This window comes from Chelatococcus sp. YT9, assembly GCF_018398315.1.
Classification (GTDB): domain Bacteria; phylum Pseudomonadota; class Alphaproteobacteria; order Rhizobiales; family Beijerinckiaceae; genus Chelatococcus.
On record NZ_JAHBRW010000001.1, the window covers coordinates 2753485 to 2768823 of the forward strand.

14 protein-coding genes are annotated in these 15339 nt (G+C 63.9%); 12 read left to right on the plus strand and 2 right to left on the minus strand.

The features are described from left to right. Positions 1-16: 16 nt before the first annotated feature. From KIO76_RS12530 to KIO76_RS12580, 12 genes are all read left to right on the plus strand, one after another. Positions 17-715 carry an XdhC family protein gene (locus KIO76_RS12530; protein ID WP_213323590.1) on the plus strand — a complete coding sequence of 233 codons (699 nt, stop codon included), beginning with the start codon at positions 17-19 and terminating at the stop codon, positions 713-715. Next, on the plus strand, positions 712-1767 hold the full coding sequence (locus KIO76_RS30965) for a molybdopterin-binding protein (RefSeq protein ID WP_291976137.1): 1056 nt from the start codon (positions 712-714) through the stop codon (positions 1765-1767). The genes KIO76_RS12530 and KIO76_RS30965 overlap by 4 nt, the downstream gene beginning before the upstream one ends. Beyond that, positions 1764-2378 (plus strand): nucleotidyltransferase family protein, encoded by a 615-nt coding sequence (locus tag KIO76_RS30970; RefSeq protein ID WP_249729584.1) that lies wholly within the window; start codon positions 1764-1766, stop codon positions 2376-2378. The genes KIO76_RS30965 and KIO76_RS30970 overlap by 4 nt, the downstream gene beginning before the upstream one ends. Positions 2379-2515: 137 nt before the next feature. Then, a complete protein-coding gene (locus tag KIO76_RS12540; protein WP_213323591.1) occupies positions 2516-3223 on the plus strand; it encodes an ATP-binding cassette domain-containing protein in 708 nt (235 codons plus the stop codon). Then, complete coding sequence (locus tag KIO76_RS31595) at positions 3220-4497, plus strand: FtsX-like permease family protein (RefSeq protein WP_213323592.1); 1278 nt, start codon at positions 3220-3222, stop codon at positions 4495-4497. Before KIO76_RS12540 ends, KIO76_RS31595 begins: the two co-directional genes overlap by 4 nt. A 184-nt stretch (positions 4498-4681) precedes the next feature. Continuing rightward, positions 4682-5326, plus strand: coding sequence for a TetR/AcrR family transcriptional regulator (locus tag KIO76_RS12550; protein WP_213323593.1), 645 nt, complete (start codon positions 4682-4684; stop codon positions 5324-5326). Next, positions 5323-6321, plus strand: coding sequence for an HlyD family secretion protein (locus KIO76_RS12555; RefSeq protein ID WP_291976136.1), 999 nt, complete (start codon positions 5323-5325; stop codon positions 6319-6321). The genes KIO76_RS12550 and KIO76_RS12555 overlap by 4 nt, the downstream gene beginning before the upstream one ends. A gap of 8 nt (positions 6322-6329) precedes the next feature. Beyond that, complete coding sequence (locus tag KIO76_RS12560; protein ID WP_213323595.1) at positions 6330-7304, plus strand: ABC transporter ATP-binding protein; 975 nt, start codon at positions 6330-6332, stop codon at positions 7302-7304. After that, positions 7301-8476 (plus strand): ABC transporter permease, encoded by a 1176-nt coding sequence (locus KIO76_RS12565; RefSeq protein ID WP_213323596.1) that lies wholly within the window; start codon positions 7301-7303, stop codon positions 8474-8476. Before KIO76_RS12560 ends, KIO76_RS12565 begins: the two co-directional genes overlap by 4 nt. Positions 8477-8583: 107 nt before the next feature. Continuing rightward, positions 8584-10794: an esterase-like activity of phytase family protein gene (locus KIO76_RS12570; RefSeq protein ID WP_213323597.1), complete on the plus strand. Its 2211-nt coding sequence runs from the start codon at positions 8584-8586 to the stop codon at positions 10792-10794. 302 nt (positions 10795-11096) lie between these two features. Next, the gene (locus KIO76_RS12575) at positions 11097-11381 is read left to right on the plus strand and encodes an usg protein (RefSeq protein ID WP_213323598.1); all 285 of its coding nucleotides are present in this window, start codon (positions 11097-11099) and stop codon (positions 11379-11381) included. Between the two features lie 253 nt (positions 11382-11634). Next, positions 11635-12231: an exopolysaccharide biosynthesis protein gene (locus KIO76_RS12580; RefSeq protein ID WP_213323599.1), complete on the plus strand. Its 597-nt coding sequence runs from the start codon at positions 11635-11637 to the stop codon at positions 12229-12231. Here the strand turns inward: KIO76_RS12580 and KIO76_RS12585 are convergent. Next, positions 12215-14422 carry a putative bifunctional diguanylate cyclase/phosphodiesterase gene (locus KIO76_RS12585; RefSeq protein WP_213323600.1) on the minus strand — a complete coding sequence of 736 codons (2208 nt, stop codon included), beginning with the start codon at positions 14420-14422 and terminating at the stop codon, positions 12215-12217. The two genes, KIO76_RS12580 and KIO76_RS12585, sit on opposite strands and share 17 nt — an antisense overlap. A gap of 162 nt (positions 14423-14584) precedes the next feature. Continuing rightward, complete coding sequence (radC, locus tag KIO76_RS12590; protein WP_213323601.1) at positions 14585-15331, minus strand: RadC family protein; 747 nt, start codon at positions 15329-15331, stop codon at positions 14585-14587. Positions 15332-15339 lie beyond the last annotated feature (8 nt).

A 15339-nucleotide genomic window follows, 5' to 3' on the forward strand; every position in this document is an offset into this window, starting at 1 on the left:
CCTTAGGGGGCACGCCATGAAGCTTGAACAACTCGCTGCCCTGAATGCTGAGCGGGCTGCGCGGAGGGCGGCCGTCCTGGTGACGCCTTTCGCTGCTGGCGAACAGCGGCTTGTGAAGGCGGTGGAGGCCGCGAGCGATCCCCTTGCGGAGGCCATCATCGAGCGACTTCGGCTTGGCAAGAGCGGTGTGATTGAGACGGAAAGCGGCGGTTATTTCCTCACCGTACAGGTGCCCCCTGTCAGGCTCGTCGTGACGGGAGCGGTGCATATCAGCCAGGCGCTGGTGCCCATGGCGCGGCTCCTTGATCTAGACGTCACCGTCATTGATCCGCGCACGGCCTTTGCCTCTCCGGAGCGCTTTCCCGACGTTCGGCTTTTGGCCGAATGGCCGGAAGAGGCGCTCAAGGACATGCCCTTCGATCGGTATACGGCCTTCGCCGCGTTGACCCATGACCCCAAGATTGATGATCCCGCACTTGTGGCGGCATTGAGAAGCGACGCCTTTTATGTGGGTGCGCTCGGATCGCGCAAGACCCACGCCAAGCGGCTCGACCGCTTGAAGGCGCAGGGCCTTTCCGACGCGGATGTCGCGCGCATCAAGGCGCCCATCGGATTGCCGATCGGCGCTGTCAGCCCGGCCGAGATCGCGCTCGCCATTCTGGGCGAGGTCGTGGCCGCGCTGCGGCTCGATGCCCCGCGGGAGCGGGCGTCGTGAAATTCGGACCGGTGAGCGTTCAGGAGGCGGAAGGCGCCATCGTTGCGCATTCCCTTCGGCTGCCAGCGCGGGTCATCAAGAAAGGCCATCGCCTCGCTGCTGCCGACATCACCGATCTGCAGGCGGCGGGTATTGCCTCCCTCACCGCTGCACGTCTGGAGCGGGATGATGTGCCCGAAGACGAGGCAGCGGCGGCCCTCGCGAAGGCGGTGGCGGGGCCGGGGGTCAGGGTGGAGGCGCCGTTCACGGGGCGCTCCAATCTTTATGCGACACTATCCGGCGTGCTTGTCGTCGACAGCCCCGGGATCGATGCCGTCAACGCCGTGGATGAAACGGTGACAATGGCCACACTGCCCGCCTACAGGCCCGTGGCTGCCGGCGACATGGTCGGCACGGTCAAGATCATTCCTTATGCCGTCGCCGGCGCGATCCTCACCCGAACGCTGGAGTTAGCCACCCAGGGAACGGCCCTCGTGCGCGTCGCTCCCTACCGCGCGCGGCGTGTGGCGGTTATCTCGACGCGCCTTCCTTCCCTCAAGGAAAGCACCATCAACAAGACGTTGAAAGTCTTGCGTCAGCGCCTCGCGCCAGCGGGCGCGACAGTGGTCGCGGACGTGAGGGTGGACCATTCAACCGAGGCCCTGGCCGCGGCCATTGCCGCGATCGACAGCGCGGGAGCCGACCTTCTCGTCATCTTCGGCGCCTCGGCGGTGGCAGACCGCCGGGATGTGGTGCCGGCGGCGCTCGAGGCCGTTGGCGGTGAAATCCGCCATCTCGGCATGCCGGTTGATCCCGGCAACCTGCTGCTTCTGGGCGAACGGGCCGGCCGGCCCGTGCTCGGTGCCCCAGGATGCGCGCGCTCGCCTAAGGAGAACGGCTTCGACTGGGTGCTGCATCGGCTGCTCGCCGGCCTCGCCGTGACCCGCGCCGACATCACCCGGCTCGGGGTAGGCGGGCTGCTCATGGAAATCCGGTCGCGCCCGCAGCCGAGAGAGGGTGGGGAACCCGAGTTGGACGCCAATGGTCATGATGGCCATGGGGAGGGCGGATGAGCGGGGTCGCTGCGATTGTCCTTGCCGCGGGTCGCTCGACGCGAATGGGACCAGTCAACAAGCTTACGATCCCGCTTGCCGGCAAACCGCTGGTCCTCCACGCCGTGCTGGCGGCGCTCGGCTCGAAGGCGCGCCCTATAGTCGTGGTCACGGGACATGAGGCGGAAACTATGACCGGTGTCTTGGCGGGTCTGCCGGTTTCGCCGGTGTACAACGCGGCCTATGCAACCGGTCTCGCTTCCTCCCTCCAAGCGGGGATCGCAGCTCTTCCGGACAACGTCGATGGTGCGCTGATCGTGCTCGGTGACATGCCGGTCGTCCCGTCATCGCTGCTCGACAGTTTGATCGACGCCTTCATCCATTCCCTGGACACTGCGTCTTCTTATGCGGCGGTCGTGCCGACCCTTGGCGGGAAGTGGGGCAACCCGGTGCTTTTGTCGCGCGGGCTGTTTCCGCCGGTGATGAGGCTTACCGGTGATGAGGGTGCTCGGCGGCTCCTCGCACGCGAGAACGTGCTCCAGATCGCCGTGGATGATCCCGCGATCGTCGGCGATGTCGATACCCCGGAGGCGCTTGCTGCTATCCAGCAGAATTTTCCCCGGACTCGCTGAGACAGGCGCGTCCACCTCGAAAAATGGCACATGACGCAATTGTGATCTATCTCGACGAGAGGTGGCCATTCATGCCATAGAAATGGGCAGGCAGGGCGAGCTCGTTCGCCCGTCGCCGCCCACTGAAGTATCTGGCCATGCAGGCATTAGAGCTCGCCGACGTCACGGTTTCCTATCGCGACCGTGGGAACTGTGAACTCTCTGTCCCCCGACTGGGGATCGGGCGTGGGGTCATGGCGGCTGTGACCGGCCGCGCTGACATCGGCAAGCGAGCGCTCCACAACATTCTCGCGGGATTGGAGAAGCCGACGACCGGTCGGGTGGTGTGGAACGGGGTGGATATCGCGGCGCTTTCCGCGCCCAAGCGCGACCTCTGGCGGGCGCGTCATATGGGGCTCATGTCCCGTGAAACGCATCTTTTTCCCGGTCTCAGCATCATGGACAATGTGTTGCTGCCGACTGACCTTGGCCGCAACTCCGGCTTCGGATTCTGGCGCGGCGCTAAGGACCGGCGCGCGCGAGCCGTCAAGCTGATGGGGCAAGTTGGTCTCCTGGAGCCCGGCAGGCTGGTCGATGGTCTCGCCCGGGACGAGCGGCGGCGAGTGGCGCTCGCGCGGATGCTGCTCAAGCGTCCCGAGATTCTCCTCGTGGACGATCCGACGGGGGACCTGCCGCAGCATGCCGCGGAAGCGATCGGCGACAGTCTTCTAGCGCTCGCTCGTCAGGAACGCGTCACGCTTGTCGCCTTTACCGATGACGAGCGGTTGATCAGCCGTGTTGATCATGTGGTTCCGCTGCGCGCGGGTCGTATTCTATCTGAGGGCTGCGTGGAGATCGCATCGTGATAGCTGTCAAGCTGATCGCGGCCGATCTTCGCCGCATGTGGCTCGCCACGATCATCCTGGTGTCACTGATCGCTGTGGCCGCAGCCCTGGTTCTTGCCTTGCGCATTGGGGAGCGTGCCCTGGTCCAGGCAGCAAACCACGCAGCAGAACGCTTTGACGTCGTCGTCGGGGCACCCGGAAGCGAGGTCGACTTGACCTTGTCAAGCCTTCTCCTGCGCCGTGAGCCGCTGATTGGCATGCATCCGCAAGTCGTAGAGCAGCTTCTTGCCGACAAGCGCGCGACGGCCGTCGCGCCGCTCATCTTCGGCGAACGCTTCCGCGGCATGCCGATCATCGGAACGACGGCGGCCTTCGCGACGGATGGCGGCCGGGTCCAGTTGGCGGCCGGTCGGATGTTCATGGCGCCGGGCGAGGCGGTTGTCGGCGCACGGTCTCCTGTGGGGCCTAATGAGCTCGTGACCCTCTCTCCGGATGACCGGCGCCGTGGGCCGGGGGTTAGAGGGTTGAACAGCTATACCATCGTGGGGCGGCTGAATTGGACCGGCACGCCCTGGGATCGCGCCATCCTGGTACCACTCGAAAGTTTTTGGCAGAAGCGGGACGCTCCCCCATGGTCTCCGGATGAGGACATCATCGGCGAGGCTCCGCCGCGTCTGGTGATGACGACGGCCGGGGAGGGCGGTGCTCGTGTGGGCGCGTTGGCACCTCCGACGTCCCTGCAGTCGTGGACGCGTCCCCTGAGGGATGTCGGCGCCATTGCCGTGCGGGCCAAGTCACCTGCCGACATTCACCGCCTCAAGGAGGGTTACACCAACGATCTGGCGATGGCGATCGTCCCGAAGGATGAGCTCGAGGCGCTGCGCGGTACATTCGCCAATCTTCAGTCGGCCCTGAACATCATCGCTCTTGGCGGACTCGCATGTGTCGCTGTGGCTATCGTGCTCGTCGCGGTCAGCCATCTCGAGCATCGCCGCGGACAGATTTCCGCCTATCGCGTCCTCGGGGTCTCGCGCGCCTCGATCTTCCGCTTGGTATGGACGCAGCTCTTCACGATCGTGGCGTTCGGCTTGTTTCTGGGTGTGGTGTTTGGTTATGTCGCCGCCTTGCTGCTCGGTGATTTCTTCACCCTGTCCACCGCGCTTGTTCTGCCTGTCAGCCTGAAGATGGCCGATGCACCGTTCCTCGCTGCGCTTACGTTTGGTGGTGCCGCGTTGGCCGCCATTCCGGCCCTGATCGCAGCTCGGCGCCCGATCGTCGCCGCCCCGCGCCTCTGACCAGCACTGCAGCCCGCATTCCTCCATGACGGTCGCCCGGATTCCGCAGGTAGCCATCGGCTATCTGCGCGCCAGCCTTGCCACATCGCTCCCCCTATAGCTCCAAGCACAGTCTGTCGCTCTGGAATCAGGACCGGCGTGCGTTTATATTGACTGACTAGTCAGTCATAAATGGATGCACGCGATGGCGCAACAGGGCAACGGCAAAGAGGGTAGGCGCGGCCGTCGCGTGAGCGCCGGTGCGCGCCGCAAGAAAATTCTTGAGGCAGCCTTGGACGTATTCCTGGCCGAGGGCTACGTGGCCACGCGCATGGACCATGTGGCGGCACGGGCAGGAGTGGCCAAGGGCACGATCTACGTCCATTTCGCTGATAAGGAAGCGCTGTTCCGCAGTCTCATTCACGAAGAGATCGGCCCTGTCATCGCCGGCGGCGCGACGCTGGCGGCCTCCTTCGAGGGCAGCACGCGCGAGCTGCTGCAGGCATTGGCCACCGTCATGCAGCGCGAGCTCCTCGGGACCCAGCGCGCCGACATCCTGCGGCTGGTCATCAGCGAGGCGCCCCGGTTTCCCTGGCTTGCCGAGTTTTACTGGCAAGAGGTGGTCAGCCGAGGCATGGCGTTGATACGGGCCGTGGCGGCGCGCGGGGTGGAGCGAGGCGAAATCACCCCTGACAGCCTGCAACGCTTCCCGCAGATCGTTGTGGCGCCACTTCTGGTGTCGGTGATCTGGCAAGCGCTTTTCGACACTTTCGAGCCGCTCGATACCGATGCATTTCTCGACAGTTATATCAACATGATGATGCGAGGCCTCGGATGCGAGACAGCGTGAGATCCTTCGCGGCGGGAGCGCGCAGAACGTTGGCCGGCTGCGGCGTCGCGCTCAGCCTTGTCGCGTCCCTCAGTCTCTCGGCTTGCCAGCAGGGCGGTCCGCCGGGTTTCCAGGGCTACGTGGAAGCGGATCTCCTGTTCATTGGCCCGGATGAGGCCGGTCGGCTTGTCACGCTTTCGGTCGACGAGGGGACGACCGTGGCCAAGGACGCTCCGCTCTTTGCGGTTGATGATCCCCTGCAGGTCGCTGCGCGCGACCAGGCCAAGGCGTCGCTTCTTGAAGCGCGCGCAAGGCTGGCGCGCCTGATCGAGGCTCAGCAAAGACCGGAGGAAATCGCCATTCTGCGTGCGAGCGAGGCGCGCGTACGTGCGGCCCTCCAGCTCGCGCAGTCGGACCTTGATCGCCAGCAGAGGCTGTTCGCCACCGGCAATACGAGCCGCGCCGCGCTCGATAACGCAACCGCGCTGCGCGACCAGAACGCGGCGCAGCTCCTGGAGACCCAGCGTCAGATCAATGTGGCCGAGCTTGGCGCGCGCGACGAGGACATCGAGGCCGCGCGTCATGCGGTCGGCGCTGCGGAAGCCTCCTTGGCGGCCGCCGAGGAGCGCCTGACCCGGCGGCAGGTCAACGCACCGGCGGCGGGCAGCGTCCAGCAGGTCTACTACCGCACGGGCGAGATGGTGCCGGCCGGCCGGCCGGTGGTCGCGCTGCTGCCGCCGGCCAATCTGAAGATCCGCTTCTTCGTGCCCCAGGCGCTACTGCCGCGCCTCGACGTCGGCCAGACCGTAGCCGTAAGCTGTGATGGTTGCGCTGACAATCTCACCGCGCAGGTCTCCTTCCTGTCGCGACAGGCTGAATACACCCCACCGGTGATCTATTCGCAGGAGGAGCGCACGAAGCTCGTGTTCATGGTGGAGGCCAGGCCCTCCGATCCGGCCAAGTTCCGTGTCGGCCAACCCGTCACGGTGATGCTGCGCGACGGGGCGGCGCCATGAGTGCCGGTATGAGCGCCGTCGATGGCCCGGTGCATGGCGCTGACGAAGACCGCGGCAACGGCCGTGCCGTTGCCATCGACGTGCAGGGCCTCACGAAGAAATTCGGTGAGCGCGTGGTGGTCCGGGATTTGTCCATGCGGGTCTATCGCGGGCAGATCTACGGCTTTCTCGGGCCAAACGGCTCCGGCAAGACGACGACCATCCGCATGCTCTGCGGGCTTCTGACGCCTGATGCCGGCTCCGGCACCTGCCTCGGCTACGACATCCTGACGGAAGCGGCCGAGATCAAGCGGCACGTCGGCTACATGACCCAGCGCTTCAGCCTCTATGAGGATCTGTCCGTCCGGGAGAATCTCGAATTCGTCGGCCGGCTCTACGGGCTCGCCAACCCACGTGAGGCGGCACAAGCGGCACTCGTGAGACTTGGGCTGGAGGGGCGCGGCCATCAGTTGGCCGGCACATTGTCCGGCGGTTGGAAGCAGCGGCTCGCGCTCGGCGCCTGTATCCTGCCGGAACCCCAACTCCTGCTGCTCGACGAGCCGACCGCGGGTGTCGATCCCAAGGCGCGGCGCGATTTCTGGAGCCAGATCCATCAGCTTGCGAGCGATGGGCTGACGGTGCTCGTCTCGACCCACTACATGGACGAGGCCGAGCGCTGCCATGAGATCGCCTACATCGCCTATGGCGAACTGCTGACGCGCGGCCCGGTGGAGGACGTCATCCGCCATTCCGGCCTTGCCACATGGATAGTGACCGGCGGCGATACGTGGCGGCTGGCGGAAGAGCTCAACAGCCGCGAGGGCGTCGACATGGTCGCGCCCTTTGGCGCGAGTCTGCATGTCGCGGGACGTGACAAGGCAAGGCTCGATGCCGCGATCGTGCCCTATCGCAATGATCCGGGTCTTACCTGGCACGAGGATCAGCCGACCCTGGAGGATGTCTTCATCGACCTTATGAACCGGTCGAAGGACAATTTCCAATGATCGGGCAACCGCGCCCCCGGGATACTGGCAAACGCCCCCCGCGAGGCGGCTTCTTCCGGCGCGTCTGGGCGATGCTGATCAAGGAGGGGCTGCAGCTTTCGCGGGACCGCATCACCTTCGCGACGATGATCTTCATACCGCTCGTCCAGCTCGTCCTGTTCGGCTACGCGATCAACACCACCCCGCGCCACCTGCCGACGGCGGTCCTCATCCAGGACGACAGCGATGCCACCCGCGCGATCCTCGCCGCCTTCAGCAATACCGCCTATTTCAAGATCATCAGGCAGGTGCGTAGCGAGAAGGACTTCGATTTCGCGATTGCGTCCGGTGAGGTGCAGTTCGGCATCGAATTTCCGGCCGATTTCGAGCGCGCGCTACGCCGTGGCGACAAGCCGGCTCTTCTCGTCGCCGCCGATGCCACCGATCCGGTCGCGACCGGCAGCGCCATCGCTGCCCTCAACGGCATCGTCGGGAGCGCTCTGGTTCATGAACGCGGCCTGCCGCCGCGTGACGAGGCCGAAAGCGGTCCCCTGTTCGAGATCCGCGCCCATGCCCGCTACAATCCGGCCGCGGTGTCGCAGCTCAATATCGTGCCGGGCCTGCTCGGTATCATCCTCACCATGACGATGCTGATCTTCACGGCGCTATCGGTGACACGCGAGCGCGAGCGCGGCACGATGGAATCGCTGCTGGCCATGCCGATCCGTCCGGTCGAGATCATGCTCGGCAAGATCCTGCCTTATGTGCTCATCGGTTTCATCCAGGGGGCGATCATCATCGGCGCCGGGGCGCTGTTGTTCGGCGTGCCGATCCTCGGCAGCCTGACGTTGCTGGCGGCGCTGACGACGCTGTTCATCGCAACCAATCTCGCGATCGGCTACACCTTCTCCACCGTGGCGCAGAACCAGCTGCAGGCTATCCAGATGGCCTTCATGTTCTTTCTGCCCAACATTCTCCTGTCGGGCTTCGCCTTTCCTTTCGCTGGCATGCCGCGCTGGGCGCAATGGATCGGCGAGGCACTGCCGCTGACCCATTTCCTGAGGATCACGCGCGGCATCATGCTCAAGGGGAGTGACCTCGCCACCTTGCAGGGAGACACGCTGGCGCTGGCCGTCGCCATGTTCGTCGCAATGGGTGTCGCGATCGCGCGGTTCCGGCAAACATTGGATTGATTGGTCTATCGCGCAACGTTGTCATCCAGCCGTCACGCAACTCCAGTCGATTGCGCCTGTCCATAACGCGGCCATACGCCGCTCACGCAATTGCCCTGGGGGACGCCATGCGTCGCATCACATCCACATCCGCCCTCGCGGCGGTGCTCCTGGCCAGCACCTGCCTGGCTGCAGCCGCCGAACCTGTTTTCAACAGGATCGCGAGCTTCCCGGTCGTCGCCAACCTGCCCAAGGATCGCGACGCTGCCAAAGAAACCGTGGCCGAGATCGTTACCGTGTCCGAGGACGGCAACCTCCTCGTCTATACGGACTCGCCCCAGGAAGGCATCGGCTTCATCGACATCACGGAGGCCGCCGCGCCGAAGGCGGCCGGCTTCCTGCCGCTCAAGGGCGAGCCGACCTCGGTCACCATCGTTGGCGGCAAGGCGCTCGTCGCGGTCGTCACCTCCAAGGACAAGGCCAAGCCCGCTGGCGAGCTTGCCATCGTCGACCTCGCCACGAAGGCTGTCGATTCAACCTGCGATCTAGGCGGCCAGCCGGACTCGGTTGCCGCCAGCCGGGACAAGAAGTTCCTCGCCGTCGTCATCGAGAACGAGCGTGATGAGGACAAGGACAAGGGCAAGATCCCGCAGCTGCCGGGCGGCAATCTCACGGTCTTTTCCCTTGCTAACAATGGCGTCGATTGCGCCGGCAAGAAGGTGGTGGACCTCACGGGCCTCAGCGAGGTCGCGCCGGAGGATCCCGAGCCCGAGTTCGTCGACATCAACAGCCGCAACGAGGCTGTCGTCTCGCTGCAGGAGAACAATCACCTCGCCATCGTCGATCTCGCCTCGGGCAAGGTCGTGAAGCATTTCCCGGCGGGTGCGGTGACGCTCGACAAGGTCGATGCCAAGCGTGATGGTGTCATCGCGCTCAACGGGCGCATCGAGGCCGTCAAGCGCGAGCCCGACACGGTCCACTGGATCGACGACGAGCGTTTCGTCACCTCCAATGAAGGCGACTACCAGGGCGGCTCGCGCGGCTTCACGATCTTCAATCGTGACGGCCGCGTGGAGTATGACAGCGGCAACTTCCTTGAGCATATCGCGGTGCGTCTCGGCCATTTCCCGGAGAAGCGCGCCAGCGCCAAGGGCGTGGAGCCGGAAGGCGGCGAGGTCGCGACGTTCGGGAACGACAAGCTGATCTTCATCGCCTCGGAGCGCGGTTCGGTCGTCTTCGTGTTCCGTGACAAGGGCCCGGGGCAGGCGCCGGAATATGTGCAGACGCTGCCGTCGGGAGTCGGGCCGGAAGGGCTGCTCGCCATTCCCGGCCGCAACCTCTTCGTCACCGCCAACGAGGCCGACAACGTCAAGGACGGCGGACCGCGCAGCTATGTGGTGCTTTACGAGCGCGCTGAAGGCACGCCGACCTATCCGACGATCGTCTCGGTGAATGATGCCGACGGCCTGCCGCTGCCCTGGGGGGCGCTCTCGGGCCTCACCACCGACGGCGTCACCCCTGGCCGGCTCTTTACCGTCACAGACAGCTTCTACGGCAACACGCGTATTCTCGAGATCGATGCGACGGCGAAGCCGGCGCGTATCATCAAGGCGACGCCCGTAACCCGCGACGGCAAGGCGGCAAGCTATGACGGCGAAGGCATCGCCTTCCGTCGCGGCGGCGGCTTCTGGCTGGTGTCCGAAGGCAATCCCGAGAAGAAGGACAACCCGACGGTCAACCAACTCGTGCGCATCGCGCCGAATGGCGCGGTCGAGGAAGAGATTGCGCTGCCGGAAGAGCTGGCCAAGCATGCCACCCGCTACGGTTTCGAGGGCGTTGCCGTGACAGGCGAAGGTACCGACGAGACCGTGTGGATCGCAGTTCAGCGCGAATGGAAGGACGATCCTAAGGGCAAGGCCAAGATCCTGTCCTACAAGCCAGCAACGAAGACCTGGGGCGTCCTGCACTACCCCCTCGCGAACGTTGATGACGGCTGGGTGGGACTGTCCGAGATCACGGCGATCGGCGACGATACCTTCGTGGTCGTGGAGCGCGACAACCGGCTTGGCGACAAGGCCCTGAAGACGCTGCAGTCGTTCTCGGTGAAGGGCCTCACCCCGGCCGCGCCAGGTGCGAGCACCGTCCCCACAGTCACCAAGAAGCAGGTCCGCGACCTCGTGCCCGATCTCGCCGCCCCCAAAGGCTACGTGCTCGATAAGGTGGAGAGCTTCGCGGTCGACTCTGACGGCAATGCCTTCATCGTGACCGATAACGACGGCGTCAACGGCTCATCTGGCGAGACCCAGTTCATCAATCTCGCGCGGATCCAGATCCGCTGACACCCGTCGCCGGATCCATTCGGCAGACAATGCCCGGAACGCTTCCACGAGCGCGGCCTTGGCCGCGCTCGTTCGTTTTGGGCATTGGACAAGCTTCAATCCGAAGGGCTGTACAACTTGTCAGCAGTGTTGCGAGTCTGCTGCTAAGGTGTTGATTTAAAAATATAAACTTGATCTTTGGCGCGCATTTGCCCATACTCTAGGCGCTTGGGCGGTCTGCCTGAAACAGCGGCAGTTCGCCCCGGCTGTTCGATGCCGGCGGCTTGCTAAGCCGGCATCGTGTCAGGAGTGGATTGACGCGCATGTCTGCACGACATTTCTCTACGAGGGACTTCGAGCTTCAGTTGGCCGGATACGGCCTGACAACGGCAACCATCCTTTACCGCATGCCGGATCATCAGGACCTGCTGCAGACTTTCATCTGGCAGCACTATGATCTCGCTCCCCATTTCCCCGAGCTCCGGCATTTTCTTGATTTCTGGCGTAGCAAACTGGACGGGCCGCTGCATTCCGTCACGGTGGCCCATGCCCGCCTGCTGAAGCCGGCGGAGATTCGCACGATCGACGGAGAGTTCACTTTTCACTGAACGCTAGTGGCGAGCCGGACGTCTCTCTGAGCGAACGCTGCCGTGAATGCGGTGCGGAAATGCATGAATCGGGGGAGACCGAGCATTTCCGCCATCGCGAAAGGGCGGAAGGGCCCTCACGCGTTGAGAAGAAGCCGGCTCGCGGTGGTTATCACATGGACGCCAGACGCCACTTGTGCGGCAGATGCGACTTGGCCAAACGCTCCGCGTAGGCTAGGAAGTCTCCCGCGTTCGCATTGGTGGCCCCTTCTCAGTGTCTTCATCGACCAGCACATCAGCCATATTGCTCGAACTGGCGGCACGCCCCCACGAACGCCTCACTATAGGCGAGTTGCTGGATGCCCTGCGCCAGCAGGCGTTCGCAGCGCTGATCCTCGTGCTGGGTCTGCCAAACTGCCTGCCGATGCCTCCGCCGATCCCGCTGCTCTTCGGCTTCCTCCTGCTGTTCGTGGCCATCCAGATGGTGGTCGGACGCAGCAGCCCCTGGCTACCGAAGCGAGTTCTCAGCCGCTCCATGGCGCGGGCAGATTTCGCGCGCGCTGTAGGGCGGGCATTGCCGACGATGCGCAAGCTGGAGCATTGGTCCCGGCCCAGGCTCACCTTTTTCGGCACACCCATCGGCATCCGCCTCGTCGGCGCGGTCGTGCTCGTCATATCGCTGGCGCTTCTCGTCGCTGCGCCGATCATAGGCCAGATTCCACTTGGGCTGGCGGCCTGCCTGGTCGGGCTCGGCCTCGTGGAACGGGACGGTCTCCTGGTGATCGGCGGCACTGCAGTGGGTGCCATAGGACTCAGCCTCAGCCTAGGCTTCGTCGTTGCCATCGTCAGCGGTGTTACGGCCCTGATTTAGAGCCTTGTGCCACCTTCTTGATCAGGGCCGGCTGATGCTCCTGAAGCGCGCCGGGGTGCGCGAGGAGTTCATCGATGTCCTCCGCGGCCACGGGCTTCGAGAAGAGGTAGCCCTGCAATTCATGGCAGCCCAGCGCGCGGAGGAATTCCAGCTGCTCCTGGGTCTCCACGCCCTCCGCCGTCACCGTCAGGCCGAGCGCTCGGCCGAGATGGACAATCGAATGGATGAGAATGGCAGACTCGCCAGTCGTCTCGGCAGCTTCGAGGAACGAGCGATCGATCTTGATCTTGTCGAAAGCGAAGCGCCGCAGATAGATCAAGCTTGAATAGCCCGTACCGAAATCGTCGAGCGCCAGGCGCACGCCATGGGCACGCAGCTCGATCATAGCTTCTTCGGCCGCATCCGCGTCCTCGACCACGACGCCTTCCGTAAGCTCCAGCTCGATGCGCGTCGGATCGATGCCGCTCTCCGTGATAATGCGCATGACGTTCGAGACGAAATCGCGATGGCGGAATTGTATCGCGGACACGTTGACTGCGATGCGAACGCCCGGCCACCGCTTCGCATCCGCGCAGGCGCGCCGAAGAACCCACTCGCCGAGAGCGATGATGAGGCCTCTCTCCTCGGCTATGGCGATGAATTTCTCCGGCGCGATCAGGCCGTGCTCGCGATGCGGCCAGCGCACGAGAGCCTCGACAGCAACGATCCCGTAGTTATTGATCTCGACCTGGGGTTGATAGTGCAGAACGAGCTCATCGTTCTCGATCGCTTTACGCAGGTCGTCCTCCACGACCTTGCGCAGGCGCAGCGCCTCGTCCATCTGACGCTCGACGAAGCTGAAACGATTACGGCCACTGTTTTTGGCCTGGTAGAGCGCGGTATCGGCGAGCCTTAGAAGCGTGTCCCGATCCGTGCTGTTTTGCGGGCTGAGAACGATGCCGATGGACATGCCGACGGAGACGAGCGCATCGCCCATCTCGATGGACTTATTGACCGCCTCAAGGATACGGCGGCAAAGCGCCTCCGCGTCGTGATGGGCGGTGACGCCGGTCTGGATGATTGCGAATTCGTCGCCACCTAGCCTGGCCAGGGTGTCCGCGCCGCGCAGCAGATTCGAGAGCCGCTGGGCGATGACGCGGATCACATTGTCGCCGACCGCATGGCCATAGATGTCGTTGACGTCCTTGAAGCGATCGATGTCAAGGAACAGAACGGCGAGGCCTTCCCCGGAGCGGTGGCTCCGCGCCAGTTCCTGTTCGAGCCGCATGCTGAAGGAGAGACGATTGGGCAAGCCAGACAAGGTGTCCTGCCCAGCGAGGCGCCGTGACAGATCCTGCATGCGGATCTCGTTATAGGCCATCCGCCGAGCGATGAGCCAGACAGCGGCAAGCGCGAAGAGGGCGACGACGCTGGCCACCGCCATGATGAGGGCAAGCCTTGGCCAGACGGTGCGGCTCGGCAATGGCGGCTGCCAGGCCAGGGACATGCTGTCGCCAAGGGATGCCTTGATGGGCAGAGCCTCATGCCCGGGCGGGGGCTGGCGGGTCAGCGTGACCGGCGCGCTGCCTGCTGCTCGCCCGATCGCTTCGATGTCACGAACTGTATAGCGGTAAATGATGACCGCGGTCTGGCCGGCTGCTCCGGCAGCCGCAAGGGCCGGTTCACGTCCATCCTTGGCGACGAGGAGATACACGGCGCCATCGTGATACACGAAGTGGTCGACCGCCTGGCCCGGTGTCGGCGGATTGGCGAGAAAGAAGTTGACCAGAGCTTTCAGGCTTTCATGTCCGCCCCGGCTGTCAGAAGGCGCGGCAGAGCCCGCGACAGCAACAGGACGGATGGACCGCGAACCGTCGGTCATCACCAGCGCCTCAAATACGCCGGGTTGTGCGGATCTCTCACCCCCTGTCACGTCAGAGAGGAGACCTGCGCGTGATACTTCGGATGAATTGAGATCAACTGTCGCCAATATCGTATCGAGCCGCTGCTCGACATTCTTCTTATGAGCCGTCAAGACCTCGGCGAGCCGGTGTCGATGTTCGGCGGCCGACCATTCATCGATACTGTTGCTCATATGGACGAGGGCAAGCAGCATCCCCGCTATAACCGCAACAACGATCAGCGCGATTGGCCACAGAAGACGACCAATCAAGGCCGCAGGCCGGGCGATGCGGAAGCCGGAGAACAGCAAAGCGGCGATGGTCCTCGCAATCGAAATGACAGGCTAGCCCGCGTCTAACAAAGCACAGTGCATATTTCACAGATTGGATTGACGAGTCGTTGCTTCTGCGAACCGATTGCGAATTCTTATCAATGAGAGAGCGGGGTCAATCCATTTTCATGGTTAACAGCCTCATATTAGGGCCATTCCCCGCAAGCTCGCGTGGCCATTTCGGCCAACAATGATGTGATCGTGGACTTCGATGCCTAAAGATTTTGCAATGGCGATAATATCCTGCGTCATGCGGATGTCCGCGGTCGACGGTGTTGGATCCCCGGAGGGGTGGTTGTGGACCAGAATAAGCGCGCTCGCTGCGAGTTCGATGGCGCGTTTAACCACCTCGCGCGGATAGACCGGCGTGTGATCGACCGTGCCCGATTGCTGCAGTTCGTCGGCGATCAGGGAGTTCCGCCTATCGAGGAACAGGATACGAAAATGTTCCTTGTCGGCGAACGCCATCGCCGTGCGGCAATAGTCGAGCACCGCGCTCCAGGATGACAATACCGGACGCTGGGCTATCTCGCCTTTGGTGAGCCGGCGTGCGGCGGCTTCGATGATCTTGAGGTCGGTCACGACGCTCTCACCCACGCCGTTCACCTCGACGAGCCGGGGTGGAGGCGCGGCCAGCACCTCCGCGAAGCTGCCGAAGCGCCTGAGAAGCTGCTTTGCGATCGGCTTCACATCCCGACGCGGGATTGAGCGGAAGAGCACGAGCTCCAGCAGTTCGTAGTCTGCAAGCCCGACATCCCCGGCTTCACGGAAACGCTTGCGCAACCGCTCGCGGTGATTGGCGTAATGCGGGGCAATGTCTTCCACCGCATGCGACGTGGATGCTTCTTTGGCGCGATCGGTGCTCTCACCCGCTCTGGTCCGATCCATCACCTTCG